We start from the raw sequence: 16,724 nt of genomic DNA, 5'->3' as shown, positions 1-16,724 counted from the left end.
AAAGTTGATATCCGGCGAAAAAAAAAGCAGATGAAGCTACAAAAACTAAAAGATTAACTGAGGCAAATACATTACCATTAAAGTAAAGCCTATATACTTGGTTGTCCAATTCACCGGAGTTTGTCTGCTATTAACAGCAATTTGAGCCTGCATTTTTGTGGAACTGGCAAGAGGAAGAAGATTTCGTTGAGATTGTATCTTATCTTGTAATATAAATGTGACTTTTTCTCCTTGTCCAAGGTCTATTTTATCTCCTAAATTTATTTGATAAGGTATTCTAGGTTCTAATCTAGTGTTGTTGACAAATGTTCCATTAGAACTTCCTAAATCTTCAATAAAGTAATTATTTTTGTAGATTTGAATCTGTGCATGGATGCGAGAAACTACATCTGCATCTGGCAAGTTGGAAACATCAATATCTGGCGGAATTTGGTCATTGGGTTTACCGATATGAAACACCGCAGTATTTGGTGGTAAATCAAAAGTAGTGTTGCTTTGGACATGAAAAAGCTCTAAACTCAGTCCTATGATGCTAGATGTACTTAAATTTTGCATAGTTTTTAGTCAATAATTTCTCTAAACTTTTGACTTTTGCAAATCAGTAGGTAATTTAAATCCATTATGGCTTACCGATTCCCCCATCTGATATAAAGGAATCTTAATCCAAAACTCGGTTTCTTTACTCAATTCTGGTTCACACCGCAGTACTTCGGAGTGTTTCTGCACCACAATCTGGTAGTTAATCGATAAGCTTAACCCTGTTTTCTGACCCATAGGTTTGGTGGTAAAAAATAGATCGAACAGTTTATTTTTCGCCTTTTAGGTCATACCTGGCCCATTATCTGCAATTTTCACTACTACTCAATTTACATATTTTTGTACAGCTTTATATAAAATCGTGGCGTTTTAAACGTAGAGTATTTTTAAATTGGAATTTGAATCCAGAATTCTGTGCCTTTTCCTGGTTCTGATAAACAATTCAAAATTCCACCATGTTTTTCTATTATAATTTGATAGCTAATTGACAATCCTAGACCTGTTCCCTTACCTACCTGTTTTGTGGTAAAAAATGGATCGAATAACCGCTTCTTAATATCTTCTCCCATTCCTAATCCGTTGTCAGCAATTCGGATAACAACAAATTTACTCTCTAAAATTTCAGTACGAATTATAATTTGTGGTTTTTGATTTGTTTTTATCCTGACCATTGACTCTTCTAAGGCATCGATCGCATTAGTCAAAATATTCATAAATACTTGATTAAGCTGCCCAGGATAGCAATCAACTAAAGGCAACTCACCATATTCTTTAACTATAGAGATATCCAAGCCAATTCCATTATTTTTCCAGCGATGATGCAAAATTAATAACGTATTGTCAATTCCTTCATGAATGTCAACTCGTTTTTTATCTGCTTCATCATGACGAGAAAAATTTCGCAATCCTAAAACAATTTCCCGGATACGATTAGTACCCATATTCATCGAAGATAGGAGTTTAGAAAGATCATCAGTAATGAATTCTAAATCAACTCTATTAGCAAACTTTTCGATTTCTGCTACGGGTTGGGGATAGTGTTGCTGATAAAGGTGCAAAAGAGTTAGCATCTCTTGAAAGTATTCGTTAGCATAGGTTAAGTTGCCATGAATAAAATTAACTGGATTGTTAATTTCATGGGCAACTCCAGCGACTAATTGTCCTAAGCTAGACATTTTTTCATTCTGGATCAGTTGAGATTGAGTTTGTTGCAATTTATGCAAGGTTTCGGTGAGTTTTTCAGCTTGAGTTTGAGCTTCTAAAGTAGCAGCGCGACTTTGGGTATAAAGTTGTGCGTGATCGATAGCGATCGCTAGTTGATCGCAAACAGCTTGTAGCAAGCTAATTTCACTGTTATTCCAAATGCGATCGCCACTACAATGACTGCACACAATTGCTCCAATTTCCCCAGAATTACTCTTAACTGGTAGCATTAGTTGAGATGTGATACCAAACTCAGTTAAAAATTCTTGCACATCATATTCGAGATGTGATTTGCTATTAATATTGTCGATGCAGCTTAGTTCTTGAGACAGAAGGTTTTGAGTCAAAAAAGTGCTTTTTTGCAGTGGAATACTGCCTAACATACTTGCCAAGTTAGGGTTTCGTGCTTCATAGCTAATAGTCAGGCTTGGTTGAGATGGATGCGGTAAATAAGAAAGAAAGTAGCAACGGTCAATTTGTAATAAGCTGCGAATTTCATTCACAGCAGTTTCTAAGATCATATCTAGGTTAAGAGAACTGCGGATTTGACTAGCTAAACGCAGTAATAAAGCTTCCCGACGACTGAAAAGTTCTTCTCGTGCCCAGATTCGGTCAATAGCTACAGCAATATTATTAGCAATCCAATTTAATAGGTTATGAGTTGCTTCGGTAAATAATTGCTTGCTAAATAAAGCCATTATACCGATTGTTTGCTGCTCTACTATTAGGGGATAAGCAGAAAATCGTAAAATTGATAATGTAGAATTGAGAAGTTCATTGGAATTATTAATTGATAATTCTTCGTTAAAAATTGCTTGATGATTTTGAATCATTAAGCCAATAATATTATTGACTAAAGCGATATGCTCTGGGAAATCTTGGGTATCGCTTAAAGCACTACAAGTAATATCTGTGCAATGAACGCCAGCCTGCAATTGTAACTGGTTTGTCTGTCTTTCAAATGTCCAGATACAAACAAAGCCGATATCAAGATATTTGGAAATAGTATTTGTACAGTTTTGCAAAATTTCTGGAAGTGTGCCACTTTGAGATAAGGCCAAACTGACTTCTGCACTCAAAACTGACAAGCGCGATCGCTCTAATAAAGCTAACTCTGAAAGCTTGCGCTGTGTAATATCTGTACGAATTGATACATATTGATAAGGTTTTCCATCTTGTCCCAACATTGGGGCGATCAAAGTATCTACCCAATAAAAAGTACCATCCTTGGCTTTATTTTGAATTTCTCCTTTCCATACTTTTCCTTGAGCAATAGTTTTCCATAAATTTGCAAAAAATTCTTTTGTGTGGTGTCCAGAGTTTATAATTCGATGATCTTGCCCTAAAAGTTCTTCTGGAGAATATTGAGAAACTTTACAAAATAGGTCATTGGCATAGGTTATTCTTCCAGTTCTATCAGTAATAGCTACCAGTGAATGGGCATTTAAGGCAAATTTAAAAGCTTCTAACTCGTGGATAGAATTATTTAGCGCTATCTGATTTTTTTTATTAATAGTAATGTCATGAGCTACTGCATAAATCAATTTTTCTTCAGTAAAGCCAGTCGCATTCCATGATAGCCATTTGTAAGAACCATCCTGACAAAGATAGCGGTTTTCAAACCTGATTGCGTCTACAGATTGTGTAATTTTTTGGGCTACTGCAATAGTTGATTCACGGTCTTCAGGGTGAATAAATTCGATAAAAGGTTTAGCAACTAGTTCATCAATTGACCAACCTAATATTTTTGTCCATACTGGATTTAAATACTTAAAATAACCATCAAAATTAGCAATACACAATAAATCTATAGAAAGTGAGAAAAATCGAGAATATTTTTCTTCAGATTGTTTGTACTCAGATTTAACTAGTTTCATCAGCTTTTTAGGTATGAAGGTTTTGAAAGAAAAGTTAATACGTTTATTGTTAAAATGGAATAATCATTGCAATAAAATATTTCAATCTAGAGACTTGCCTAATGTCAGTTAGGACTAAGACTGGTTACTTACGAATAAAAACGTAATGAACTTGATAGTAAAGCTAATAAGTATCTACTAGTTTTTACTGAGTAAGCTAGCTGTTGACTTAATTCTCTACTAAATAAAGGGTTCCCTAAAAAGCTGTAAAGTAAACATTTAGATTTTAAATTTAAGATAAGAAGTGTTACGTAATTTTTTATTTGTCATTTTCCTTAAGTAGCTAAGGCATTAAGATTGTAAGACGTAATTCGTAGTTAAGAATTCAATTATGAATTAAGAATTACGAATTACGAATTACGAATTATTTTAAGCAATACTCCCGCGCTTTCTAGCTTCTTTATAGGAAGTTCCAACATTTTTTAAACCAGCTTTAATCATTTGTTGTTCGAGTAGGGCAAAGAAACGCGCTTTATCGCCACCTTTTACTACTGCTTGATTATGCGCTTCAGCGATCGCTACAGGGTAGCCATATCCTTTTTGCACTTGTGCTAACATCAGTCCTAGTGCTTGGTCTAACATAGTTGCATTCTCCGCTACCCATACCGGAACTTCAATTCGGGCGATTTCGGTACCAACGTGGACATAGCAAAAGTAAATGGTTTGATCGCCGTAGAGTTCGAGAATTGGGGAATTACTGCGCCATAAAGTACTGCGTTGTCCGGGTTTGAGCCTGGTTGCCCAAACAGAAGTATCTCGTAACTGTTCAAAAATTTTACAAGGTACTTTTTCTAGCTGATTTGGGCAATGACTTTTACAGTCTGGTACTGGATGGGGACAAGCCAATAGCCGTAAAAAGTTCATGGTTTCGATGCTGCGAGAAGCACTAAGATAGCCCATCAACGGAATTTTAGCCTCACGCATCTGCTGCCAAGCTTCCAGGATGGGGGGTAAAATGCGATCGCGTGCATCCATCGGCAATTGTTCTAAAAACCAGTAAATTAGCGAACCATCTACCATCGCTAGCGCTGGCGTTTCTGCTGGCGCTGCACTACACGCAAGTTCTGCTAACACCGTTGTTTCTGAAGCAGTGCGGCGAAAACTCATCCATTCCTCAGTTCTAATTCCCCACTGCCGAGACATATATAAATCTTCTGGGCGGTAAAATACTTCTGGCAAACTATCGAGTAGCGGATGGCGATTTTGTCCGTAGTGTAAGACGACTCTGCCGATATTTAGCAGATAACAGTAAGCAATTTCATGATGGTTAGGGGCAATTTGAGAACCATCGGTAGCAATGACAGTATGAATTTTTGGCGGAACTGGGATATCGATGCAGGTTTCTAGTGGTTCTATTGGGGTAGCATTAGTAAAGAGAATGCGATCGCGCCATTTTTCTTGGCGATCAATTAAATCTTGTTGAGACTCGTAAGCCTTTTTTAAATGTTGTTGTGCCAGTTCTAAACGCTGACGACTGGCAGCAGCTTCTAAAGTAAGATGCTGACTTAAACCCTGCATTTCTCGCGCCAGTTTTGTTAGGTCAAGCATAAAAGTAAGTGCGATGTGAGGAGTGAATACTTGTAAGTTATTATTTCATCTAATTTTATAAAATACATATTTGATTTATATAAATATGTCCATAAATTAAATATGCATTATTTAGAACCCTTGTAGAGACGTAGCACTGCTACGTCTCTTTTTCACTAGATATTTAATATATTAAAGCCAAGCTGAGAAATCTTTGGCAAACAAAGAAAGTGATAACAACTGAATTCGCGGATCGTTTTGAGCAGATTCCCGTTCGGCTTGGGTGTTATAGCCCCAGTCTGCAAGGAAAAGTTTCACATTCTCAAGGTCTGCTTGCTGTTGGACTAACTGTAATGTCTTGAGTCTATCTTCTACAAACCAGAGACTAACCGACTTGTCTTCTGCTGACTGGATTAATTCTCGCAAAATTTCAGATTTGGGACGCTTGACTTCTTTCCCAAAGATTGCTTCTGGTGGTAAATTCACTCCTTCTTGTTGCAACAACTGCTGGACAAAACGCCCTTCTTTAGTTGTCACGATGTATAACTTAACTCCACTGTCAATAGTTAATTTGATTTTTTCTACTACCCCCGGATAAAATCTATGCAGACTCAGCCAACCACCTAAATCTCTGGTAATCCATTCATCTCGCTGCTTATCTATTTTTGCACCTATTTCTTTTGCTTGTAGCTTGTCATTTAACAAAATTTGTGGGGCAATGCTTACCCATTCATGAAGAATTTTTTCGTCAGGAATTCCATCTATCAAGGCTTTAATTAAAATGGGCATTTCCCAACCTGTTTCAATAACAGGTCTTAGCCGATAGAATCTTAAAGCTAAATCATCTGGCGGTGTGTCGTTAGCAGAAGACCAAATTTCACAGTAGGTACGCCATGCTACCTCAAAATATTCAATTAATCCGTCGCAAATCACTCCATCAAAGTCCAGGGCTAAAATTTTGGGACTACTTGTGGTCATTGGTTTGAGAATAAAACTGCTGTTGTCAGCTTATCCGACAAATTTAAATCATGCAGTAATTTTTGTTAGTCTTTTATAATTTATAACTTGCTGAAAAAGTATGGTGAAATTGTGACATTTGATTGGTTATTAGTAGATTAACCAGAATCTACAGTAGGTTTGCGATTAACTAAACGAATTTGCTTTTGCTTGACTATTACGGTGATTAGTGGTAAAGAACGTTTAACTAGACCACGAACAACTCGACCCTGAAAATCGTATTGAGATCCATAACAAGGACAAATAAACTGATTCTTCTCAAGATTCTATTTGCTTTTCTAACAGACGCTGCACTTAGCTTTATTTTCAGTATTAGTACGCAGTAATTAACATTTAAAATACTTATATTCTAGTGATTTTAACTGTTTCAGGCAGTAGCCTAATTGACGCATAATATACTAAGTTTTAGTGAAATGAACTCAAGAATGTTTAGATTGCTGCTAACCAAAAAACTAAATTGTAAAGAAAGTAAATGGGACAACAGGACAAAACCCTCTTGTCCTTACTAGTGCTAATTTATGCAAACACTGCTAAACAAACGCTATCGAGTAATTCGGACTTTGGAAAGTGGCGGATTTGGTGAAACTTTCTTGGCAGAAGATACCCAAATGCCTTCTAACCGTCGTTGTGTAATTAAACAACTTAGACCAATTCAAAATAATCCTCAAATTTACCAGTTGGTGCAAGAGAGGTTTAAGCGTGAAGCGTCAATTTTAGAAGACTTGGGCGGTGCAACTAAACAGATACCCACTTTGTATGCTTACTTCCAGCTAGATGGTCAATTCTATTTAGTTCAAGAGTGGATTGAAGGTGATACCTTAACTAGAAAAGTTCACGAGCAAGGCTCATTAAGTGAAAGTGCAGTAAAAGAAATATTAGTAGATTTATTACCAGTAATAGAATACGTACACAATCAGCGGATTATTCATCGAGATATCAAGCCAGATAACATCATTTTGCGTCATAGCGATAGTAAGCCAGTGCTGATTGATTTTGGCGCGATACGGGAAACGATGGGAACAGTGGTGAATTCCCAAGGAAATCCTACCAGTTCGATTGTGATTGGTACGCCTGGATATATGCCAAGTGAACAAGCAGCAGGTAGACCAGTTTATTCTAGTGATTTATATAGTTTAGGAATCACAGCAATTTATCTCCTCACGGGGAGACAGCCACAAGAATTAGAAACAGATCCATGTACCGGGGAAATTGTCTGGCACAAATATGCTTGGAGTGTAAGCCAGACAATGGTACAGGTGATAGATCGGGCGATCGCCTACCATCCACGCGATCGCTTTGCCATTGCTAAAGAAATGCTGGAAGTCTTGCAATTTGGTGCAGCAACCTTCCCGCCTACAGTAACTGCACCTCCTGCAACGCTTCAAAATACAGTTTCTGTCAGCCCAGCGCCTTCGTATCAACCTCCCCATCAAAATACTGGGCACAGAGAAATATTTCTCGCTAGTCTAATTGCAGGTGGTTTGATTGGTGGTTCTATAATCATTGGTTTTGTCCTTAGTAAATCGCCTCAATCAGTGGTACAGTCAAGCGTTTCATCCCCAACCCGCGATGAAGTGCAAGATACGCCGACACCTGCACAATCTCCAGTTTCCATCACTCCAGAACCTACTACAAGTAAAGAAACACAGGATCAAGAAGTATTATCTGCGCGATCGCAATTTCCCAGCAATAACGTTACTAGTCCCACTCAATCTGCTCAACTGCCTTCTTCAACACAGCCTCAAATCGATAGACTAACACCAGAACAAGCTGTGCAAAATTATTTTGAAACTATTAATAAACGTGATTTTCAAACTGGATGGAATCAACTATCTCCTAGTTATCAAAATAATAAACGGCTGCATCCAGATGGCTATCTTTCATACATTGACTGGTGGGGGGGGAAGGTTCAAAGTGTAGATATCGAACAAGTTAGTTTGGTAGAGGCAAGTACACAAACAGCTACAGTAAATGCTAAATTAAAATATTTGATGAACACTGGAAAAGTAATTCCTGGTTCTGTACGCTTTTTCCTTTTGTGGGATGCCCAAAATAGCAGATGGATTGTTAATGATACCAAATAGTTCGCTCTAAAGGTTTTAGTAGGTAGTCTGGTAATCCCTCAACGCGGTGAAGTGGGCGTTTTTGGAGGGGCTTTGCCCCACTTTACAGTTCTATTTCTAACAAAGGTCTTCTACTATACTACGGTGCGATCGCACTAGATTAATGTATATTTGTGTTTACTATCGGTTAATTTTCAGAAAGTTTGCTTTTTTTAAGAGTTGCTCCTGAGCTTTAAATTTTTAATTACTATTTATTTCTGAAGTATGAGGTTATTTATCAACTTCAGAGCTAGACTATAACCTAAGATATGTTCTTCAAAAAATATCTTCAAAATATACTCTTAAACTCTCTCCAGAGAAAGAATTCTTTATACCTTTAATTTTTTAAGCTGTTGTTAGTCGAGTTCCATATTTTAACAACTGAAAGCGCCATGAGTGAGAAAAATCAAGAAAATCAAATTAATCAACCAGTAACTGAAGATCGGGATTCTCGTGAGCTAGACGTAAACAAAGAAAATTTAACCGTGAATCCAGGAGATAAAATTTCTGATAAGCCTCAATCAGTTGAAGAGAAGGCTAAACAGGCAGCGGTTGATGATGTACCAGACATTACAGGCGAGAGAATCACAGTCCCGACTTACTTCGTTGTAGATGAACCCAACGGCGAAAAAAAGGCACTTCACCATGTTAAAGATGCTGAAGAGATTTCTGACGTAATTCGGGAAATGCGAGTTGACGAAGAAGGAAATAGAATTTTTTAGTAGTTATTTATTGAAGATGCAGAAAGACGGAGAAAGTATTTGATAATTTCTCCGTTTTTTGTATCTCCTTGTACAAATTTTTCGTCTGCATAAGCTTTAGCAAATCTCCGCACATACTTGCACATATTTGAGATTGCGAACTGGAAATACCTTCATCTCTGGAGAAGTTTTCTGCAAGTCGGCTGTTAGACGATTGATAATCTTTGTGCCCTAACTCTACTGTTGTTGATGATTGAAGAATATCTTGAAACAGTGGTTTCCATGTTCAAAGGCTATGATAGGAACTAAAATCTACACTCGATCAAAAGGCGATCGCCACAATCTAGGTTACTTAAATTTGCTAGTATTTACACAAAACGAGTGCCAAAACTTCAACGTATGATAATTTAATTTACCTGAGAAGTGAGCCTCACTTTTTACAAAGTTATTCTCTTGTTACAATACTTTTTCAGTCCCTATTTAAACTATTAAAGACATTAAAGATAATGATAATTAAATAAAGAGGGGAAGAAGGCAAGCGACGCTTGTATCTTTCCCCTCTGTCTCAGCACCATTATCTTTTTCAAGAAGAAAATTTTGAGTATTTTAACTGATTGACAAAATACGCCTTATCTTAAATTATCACGAATGCAAACATAATAGCTGTCAGCATTTCTCAAATATTTCATGCAACTAGATCTAAAAATAATCTATTCTCTATCAAAAAATAAATCATTGAAGTCGTAAAGAAATAAATTTAAAATATTTTTTAACATGGTTCAAAAATTAGATTAAATAATGTTGAAAAAAGTATATTGTAAAGCATTTGCTTAGAAAGCTATATATTTGCGTTGTAAGAATAAAGAAAAAATAAAAAATGATTGACTTTAGCCTCACTCAAGAACAGCAGATGTTGCAGTCACAAGCGCGTGACTTTGCTCAAAATAAGATTGGGCCTATTGTTCAGATAATCGAAGAGTCTAACAATCTAGAGATGGAACCTTGGGATTTCTGCAAACAGGTGTTTTATAAAGGAGCTGAATTGGGATTCACATCCTTGATGGTTCCAAAAGAACTAGGAGGTGTGGGTGGAAAGTGCATAGACTTGGCTGTAGTGTTAGAAGAAATAGGCGCTGTTGATGTCAGCATTGCTTGTAGTTACTTTAATCTCACCGCAGCGATGTCGCTGTTTGTCAGCAGAGCAGCAACCCAAGAACAGCAAGAACGAATATTATCTTTTGTAAAATCAGGAAAACCACATCTATTCAGCGCCGCAGAGAGTGAACCTAATGTCGCCACCTCTGATATATTCTGCCCGTTCCCAGATTCCAATATTGGGATGAAGACCTTTGCAGTACGTGAAGGTGATGGATACATCCTCAATGGAACAAAATCCTCCTTAGTTACAAATGCTGGAATTGCGGATGCCTACTTTATCATTGCCCGTACAGCGATGGATAAACCATTGCGCGAAAGTTTGTCCATCTTTTATGTTCCAACAGATACACCTGGGATTAAGTTTGGCAAAAAGACACAAATGATTGGTTGGAAAGCCTCGCATCATGCTGAGATTTCCCTAGATAACGTCCTAGTCCCTGCACAAAATCTGATTGGACTTGAAGGGGAAGCAGGAAAACTATTGATGTTAGTTCCAGAAGTAGCTATTGGGCTGGCAGCTTCTTATGTTGGTTTGGCTCGTGCTGCTTATGAGTATGCTTTGAATTATGCCAAGCAAAGAGTTAGTTGGGGTCGTCCGATTATCGAACATCAGGCAGTAGCTTTAAAATTAGCGAATATGATGATTAACACCCAGGCTGCACGACTGGTAGTATGGGATGCAGCCCTTCAAGCAGAAACTTCTCCCCAACTTGCTACCACAGTCAAAGCACCAGCCGCCAAAACTTTTGCAGTGGATGTTGCAATCAAAAACGCACAAACAGCAGTTGAAATTCTTGGGGGCTATGGGGTGACAAGAGAGTGTTTGGCTGGCAAGTTTCTTGCCGATGCAACTATCGGGTATTCCTGCGACTTTACGCGAGAAGTCTTGCGCCTGGGAATCGTGAATTTTTTATAATGGATTGAATAAGCTTGACTCTAAAACTTGTGAGTGCGATCGCGCTTCTTTAGCTAAATTTAGTAGACCGAAAAGTTTTCCAGAAGCCTCACCAATCCTCATTCGTAATATTTAAAAACAAAGTGAGTTTTGTCAATAGTAGTTACGCTAAAAATTTGTATCAAAGTTAAGTATCAAATTTAATACTATATATTTTTTTTACGTAAGAATGAGTGATGCTTTTTAAGATGACGCGTAGGCGTAGCCCGCTGTAGGCATCGCCTGCTTAAAAATTGTGTTTCTAACCCGGCTTTTCAGCTATATTTTGAGTACTCTTGCTTATTGACAAATGATATCAGACCTAAACCTCTCACGAATGATTCAAACCTAACCTTCCAGCCCCTTTTCATTTGCTGATTGCAAAATAATCATTATTATATGCAGTTATCGCATTAACACGGATTTATTATAGCTTCACAGATGCGATTCTAAATGAGGGAATAAAGATGGATACCCCTGGTTTTAACCAGGGGCTTTTTATTGGGCAGCTACGCCTTAAACGTCAACACCGGACTCAATCGCGCCACAACGTCTACCATTTCTGCTTCAACCTGCACATCAATCACAGACTGAATCGGTTTGTATGCAGCAGGTGCTTCCTCAATTCGACGTTCTTCACGCAGGGTGATGCAGTCTATCCCAGTTAATCCCAGTTCTGCTTCACTTTGAGATGCACCTTTACGACTGAGATTGAAGCGAGAACGAATTCTTCCCGCCCCATGTGAAGCCGAATTACAAAATCTTGGATTGCCTCTACCCACCATCAGATAAGAATAAGCACCCATTGAACCAGGGATAATCACTGGTTGCCCTAGATGGGCAGGACAAGCGCCCTTGCGTGTTACCCATCCCTGACCTTCTGGCAAGGTGATGTTATGGGGCAAGTCATAAACTAAAGGTGCTTCTACATCTTTGTATACTTCCCGTAAACGCAGACGTAGCAGTTCCGCTAACAGCAGACGATTGATAAAGGCATAGTTAGCAGCAGTTGCCTCAGCTTGCAAGTAACTGGCGACTAATTCAGGGTGAGAATGGGTAGAGAGAGGAAAAATCTGAGAATCAGGGTACTTTAGACCTTTTTGCCAAATCGCCTTAGCTTTATCTCGCCACCTTCCCCCAATATACTTACCCACATTTCGAGAACCAGAGTGAATCATAAAAGCTAGCTGTCCCTCACGCACTCCCCAGACGTGAGCAAGTGGGCGATTTTCGACTTTATCAACCCGCTGCACTTCGACAAAATGATTACCACCGCCAATGGTTGCTAGTCCACCATCGCGTACTAATCCAGCGTCGGGAACTAATTCTTCAGGCGCTAGTTTCCAGTTACCATCCATTGAACCACCTAAGAAGATGCGTTCGCCCTTGGCGTTGGCAAAGCCATCACTCTCTTGAGCAAGTTGCTGCAAATCAGATTTGATTACACTCCCTGTAGGCTTATCTAGCATGGTATCCAGCCAACCGGGAACTCCATACTGAAATAGAGCTTGCATTGCTTGAGCAGTCATTGTCACATCACGCGTACCAAAGAAGTAATCCCCTTTCATCTTTTCTACGAATTGGTCGCGCTTTGTCAGGAATTCCTCAATTGTCAAATCAACAACATGGAGGCGCATCCCACAATTAATGTCAGAACCGACAGCACCAGGGATGATCTGACCCACAGTTTCTATCACTGAACCAATGGCAACACCCGCATCACCTGGGTGAAAGTCAGGCGTGGCACAGGCACGACAAACGCATCCACCTGACGGGTGACGGACGCTTGCTAAATTCGCTAACTGCTTCAGTGCCTTAGCTTCTACAAGGAAGTCTTCCGGTAGTAGTACTTCTGCTACAGGAGCATCGGGAGAATTAACTAAACGAACTAAATAAGTGCGATTGTTATAAGTTACATCTAAACCTTGCCGCTCTAAAGCACGCAGGAGACGTTTGAGATTTTTTGGCTGCATGAATACTCCAAATAAGGTCTTAAAAAAGATCCTTTGTTGTGAAGAAATGAGGAGACTTGGGTTCAGCAGCCGCGTCTCAATTAATGCAGAAGGTCATTTTCCCAGAACTGTGGGGAAAACAACAGGTTAATTCTGACTAATGTGGTTATATAGCCTTAATAACATACACTTTCAGCAGATGACAAGTGTCTTGTAGTACGTTGTATTTTGATGGGCAACGTTACTCAGTTAAACCAAAGTTGTAAAGAAATTTGAAGTTTAGCGAAAAACTTTTAAAAATCTCTAGACTCTCCAGTCGGCTGGAGAGTCTAGGATAAATTCAAGGCGACTCTCAACCAGAAATTTCTGATGTGTGAGGGATACGTCTCAGTCATCCAGCTCGATCTGGCTAAGTTGTTCATTTTATCCCGTAAATCTATGACTCTCCAACTCACAGTGCCCAATATGGCTTGTTCTGCTTGTGCAACCACCATCACCAAAACACTTCAGGCAGTCGATGCCAATGCTAGCGTTCAGGCTGATCCAACAACCAAGCTTGTCAGTGTAGAAACTCAAGCATCAGAAACAGCAATTAAGGAAGCGTTAGCTGCTGCGGGTTATCCAGTTGCTTAATTTTTAACAAGAAAGGCAGGAGGCAGAAGGAATAATGCTCTGGAGCCTCCTGTCGTGTTAAGTCCCCAATCAAAATTTATGATTTGGTGGCTTGGAATTAGATGGAGTTGAGAACAACAGATAATATTCCTGCCTCCTGCCTCCTTCACGCTCCTCTCACACTAATTACAGGGGTTTATCTATTTATGGATACTCTCACACTCAAACTTCGAGGCATGAGTTGCGCTGCTTGCGCCAACAATATCGAAAAGGCAATTCGCTCTGTTTCTGGGGTGATTGACTGCAACGTTAACTTTGGAGCAGAGCAAGCTACCATCAAATACGATCGCTCTGTAGCGAATTTAGAGAAAATCCAAGCTGCAATCGCTGCTGCGGGATACTCTTCTGATTCACTCCAAGAAGAATTGCTTTTTGAAGAAGATGATGCTGAGAAAGCGAGTAGGCAAGCATTACAACGCCAACTCTCTCTCAAGGTAGTTGTGGGAGGTGTAATCAGCATTTTCCTACTTTTAGGATCGTTGCCCATGATGACTGGGCTAAATTTACCCTTAATTCCAAGTTTTCTTCAGAATTCTTGGGTGCAGTTAGTGTTGACAACACCCGTAATCTTTTGGTGTGGTGGATCTTTTTACCGCAATGGCTGGAAATCCCTCAAGCGCCATACGGCGACGATGGACACGTTAATTGCTTTGGGTACAAGTGCAGCCTATCTATATTCGTTGTTTGTCACTGTTTTTCCGAAATTTTTTATTGCTCAGGGTTTGATTCCTCATCTTTACTATGAAGTTGCCGCTATTGTCATTACCTTAATTTTGCTGGGGCGGTTGTTAGAAAATCGCGCTAGGGGACAAACTTCTGAAGCCATCCGCAAACTAATTGGACTGCAAGCTAGAGATGCCAGAGTTATCCGTGATGGAATAGAAATTGATGTCCCCATCGCCGAAGTCAGAATCAATGATGTGATTTTGGTGCGTCCTGGTGAAAAGATTCCGGTAGATGGGGAAGTGATTGCAGGCGCTTCGACAGTAGATGAAGCAATGGTGACGGGTGAAAGTTTGCCAGTCAAAAAGCAGCCAGGAGATGAGGTGATTGGGGCGACGATAAACGGTGCAGGTGCATTTCAGTTTCGGGTGACACGAATCGGAAATGATACATTTTTAGCTCAAATCGTCAAATTAGTGCAACAAGCCCAAGGTTCTAAAGCACCTATTCAACGTTTGGCAGATCAAGTGACAGGATGGTTTGTACCAGCTGTGATTGCCGTTGCGATCGCCACTTTCATCATTTGGTTTAATTTCACTGGCAACCTCACCTTAGCAACAATGACAACAGTGGGTGTACTGATTATCGCTTGTCCTTGTGCTTTGGGTTTAGCTACCCCCACATCTGTAATGGTGGGGACGGGCAAAGGTGCAGAAAATGGCATCTTGATTAAAGGTGCTGACAGCTTAGAACTAGCACACAAAATTCAAACCATCGTTCTAGATAAAACTGGCACTTTAACTCAAGGGAAACCGACAGTTACAGACTTTGTAACTGTCAACGGCACGGCTAATGGTAATGAACTCCAGCTTTTACAATTAGCAGCAACGGTAGAACGCAATTCTGAGCATCCTTTAGCAGAAGCGGTGGTGAAATACGCCCAGTCTCAAGAAGTGAATTTAATAGATGCAAAGAACTTCGTGGCTAATGCAGGTAGTGGTGTGCAAGCAGTTGTTGCAAATCAGCTTGTGCAAATTGGTACACAACGCTGGTTAACAGAACTTGGAATTAACACCATCAGTCTCCAGCAATATAAAGATGTCTGGGAAGCGGTTGGTAAAACAGTTATTTTGATTGCTGTAGATGGTGAACTACAAGGAATAATTGGTATTGCTGATGCCTTAAAACCTTCGTCAGCAGCAGTAGTGAAAGCCTTACAAAAGTTAGGTTTAGAAGTAGTAATGCTCACCGGAGATAATCGTAAAACTGCTGATGCGATCGCTCTACAAGTTGGCATTGGGCGAATCTTTGCTGAAGTGCGTCCAGATCAGAAGGCAGCGATTATTCAAGCTTTGCAAACAGAGCAGAGGGGCAGAGGAGCAAGGGGAGAGAATTCTCGTAAATTCTCACTGAAAACTCAGCACTCAATTGTCGCAATGGTTGGTGATGGGATAAATGATGCGCCAGCCTTAGCACAAGCTGATGTGGGAATTGCCATTGGTACGGGAACAGATGTGGCGATCGCAGCTAGCGATATCACCTTAATTTCTGGCGATTTGCTCTTAATTGTGACAGCAATTCAACTTAGTCGCGCCACTATCAACAATATCAAACAAAATCTCTTCTTTGCCTTTATTTACAACGTCATTGGTATTCCGATTGCGGCGGGAATTTTGTTCCCTATCTTTGGTTGGTTACTCAATCCAATTATCGCCGGCGCGGCGATGGCTCTTTCTTCGCTGTCTGTTGTTAGCAATGCCCTCAGATTGCGTAAATTTCAACCAAAAATTAGCTCATAATTGCAGGGTAATTTAGCAAATGTTCAGTCAAAAAATGCTTTGGGAAAGCCTGATAGCTTTAGTGCTGATCACTGGGACATCAGGTGTAACATTAGCAGAAATGCCAGCCCATTCATCAAGGCAAACTAGCCAATTTCAAAGCATTGAGCAACCTTTGGGCTTGAAAACTGGTGTTGCGATCGCTGGTTTAGCTTTAATTGGACTAGAGTTGTGGTGGTTTATTCTTTATAAAAGTCCTGATTCCTGATTAGTGTCAGTCCTAAGAGGTGTTTTGAATAATCGCACAAATTGTCTTCTCATGATGGTCGCTGATATTCTTCCAGCCTGAAAGTAATGCTTTTATAGCAGGAGGCAGGGGGCAGGGGGCAGGAGGTAAAAACATTACTCTTCCTGACATTCACGCTTGTCATCTCATATCTTGCACCTAACCGGATAAACCCGCAAAAGGTATCCCTCTCCTAAGAAACCGTATTTACTTCGGGCTGAGGAACAAGCTCAAAACCTAAAGCTAGAGCCTTTTTTTGGAGGTTATTAATAACTCGT

The 16,724-nt window shown here is 39.6% G+C and carries 12 protein-coding genes; 6 read left to right on the top strand and 6 right to left on the bottom strand.

Annotated features, from left to right (window positions below):
• Positions 1 to 45 precede the first annotated feature (45 nt).
• The 5 genes from V7K56_RS23880 to V7K56_RS23860 form a co-directional block, all read right to left on the bottom strand.
• Positions 46 to 555, bottom strand: coding sequence for an FHA domain-containing protein (locus tag V7K56_RS23880; RefSeq protein ID WP_334914245.1), 510 nt, complete (start codon positions 553 to 555; stop codon positions 46 to 48).
• Between the two features lie 21 nt (positions 556 to 576).
• Positions 577 to 774, bottom strand: a complete 198-nt coding sequence (locus tag V7K56_RS23875) for a hypothetical protein (protein WP_334914243.1) — start codon at positions 772 to 774, stop codon at positions 577 to 579.
• Positions 775 to 923: 149 nt separating this feature from the next.
• Entirely contained in the window at positions 924 to 3,617 is a 2,694-nt protein-coding gene (locus V7K56_RS23870; RefSeq protein ID WP_334914241.1) for a PAS domain S-box protein, read from the bottom strand.
• Between the two features lie 408 nt (positions 3,618 to 4,025).
• Complete coding sequence (locus V7K56_RS23865) at positions 4,026 to 5,204, bottom strand: DNA double-strand break repair nuclease NurA (RefSeq protein ID WP_334914239.1); 1,179 nt, start codon at positions 5,202 to 5,204, stop codon at positions 4,026 to 4,028.
• Positions 5,205 to 5,375: 171 nt separating this feature from the next.
• Positions 5,376 to 6,161, bottom strand: a complete 786-nt coding sequence (locus tag V7K56_RS23860; RefSeq protein ID WP_334914237.1) for an HAD family hydrolase — start codon at positions 6,159 to 6,161, stop codon at positions 5,376 to 5,378.
• 557 nt (positions 6,162 to 6,718) lie between these two features.
• Between V7K56_RS23860 and V7K56_RS23855 the strand changes: the two genes are divergently transcribed.
• The 3 genes from V7K56_RS23855 to V7K56_RS23845 all read left to right on the top strand — a co-directional run bounded on the left by V7K56_RS23855 (position 6,719) and on the right by V7K56_RS23845 (position 11,077).
• On the top strand, positions 6,719 to 8,284 hold the full coding sequence (locus V7K56_RS23855) for a protein kinase domain-containing protein (protein ID WP_334914235.1): 1,566 nt from the start codon (positions 6,719 to 6,721) through the stop codon (positions 8,282 to 8,284).
• Between the two features lie 410 nt (positions 8,285 to 8,694).
• Positions 8,695 to 9,024 carry a hypothetical protein gene (locus V7K56_RS23850; RefSeq protein WP_334914233.1) on the top strand — a complete coding sequence of 110 codons (330 nt, stop codon included), beginning with the start codon at positions 8,695 to 8,697 and terminating at the stop codon, positions 9,022 to 9,024.
• Positions 9,025 to 9,880: 856 nt separating this feature from the next.
• A complete protein-coding gene (locus V7K56_RS23845) occupies positions 9,881 to 11,077 on the top strand; it encodes an acyl-CoA dehydrogenase family protein (protein WP_334914231.1) in 1,197 nt (398 codons plus the stop codon).
• Between the two features lie 527 nt (positions 11,078 to 11,604).
• On the opposite strand, the gene V7K56_RS23840 is transcribed toward V7K56_RS23845, so the two are convergent.
• Positions 11,605 to 13,068 carry an RtcB family protein gene (locus V7K56_RS23840; RefSeq protein WP_334914230.1) on the bottom strand — a complete coding sequence of 488 codons (1,464 nt, stop codon included), beginning with the start codon at positions 13,066 to 13,068 and terminating at the stop codon, positions 11,605 to 11,607.
• Positions 13,069 to 13,485: 417 nt separating this feature from the next.
• Between V7K56_RS23840 and V7K56_RS23835 the strand changes: the two genes are divergently transcribed.
• From V7K56_RS23835 to V7K56_RS23825, 3 genes are all read left to right on the top strand, one after another.
• Positions 13,486 to 13,680 carry a heavy-metal-associated domain-containing protein gene (locus V7K56_RS23835; RefSeq protein ID WP_334914228.1) on the top strand — a complete coding sequence of 65 codons (195 nt, stop codon included), beginning with the start codon at positions 13,486 to 13,488 and terminating at the stop codon, positions 13,678 to 13,680.
• A 185-nt stretch (positions 13,681 to 13,865) separates the two neighbouring features.
• Complete coding sequence (locus tag V7K56_RS23830) at positions 13,866 to 16,181, top strand: heavy metal translocating P-type ATPase (RefSeq protein ID WP_334914226.1); 2,316 nt, start codon at positions 13,866 to 13,868, stop codon at positions 16,179 to 16,181.
• Positions 16,182 to 16,200: 19 nt separating this feature from the next.
• A complete protein-coding gene (locus tag V7K56_RS23825) occupies positions 16,201 to 16,428 on the top strand; it encodes a hypothetical protein (RefSeq protein ID WP_334914224.1) in 228 nt (75 codons plus the stop codon).
• Positions 16,429 to 16,724 lie beyond the last annotated feature (296 nt).

The organism is Nostoc sp., from assembly GCF_036917535.1.
In the GTDB taxonomy this organism is placed as follows: Bacteria; Cyanobacteriota; Cyanobacteriia; order Cyanobacteriales; family Nostocaceae; genus Nostoc.
Note: the sequence above shows the minus strand (reverse complement) of the source record. Positions and strands in the feature narration are given on the sequence as shown.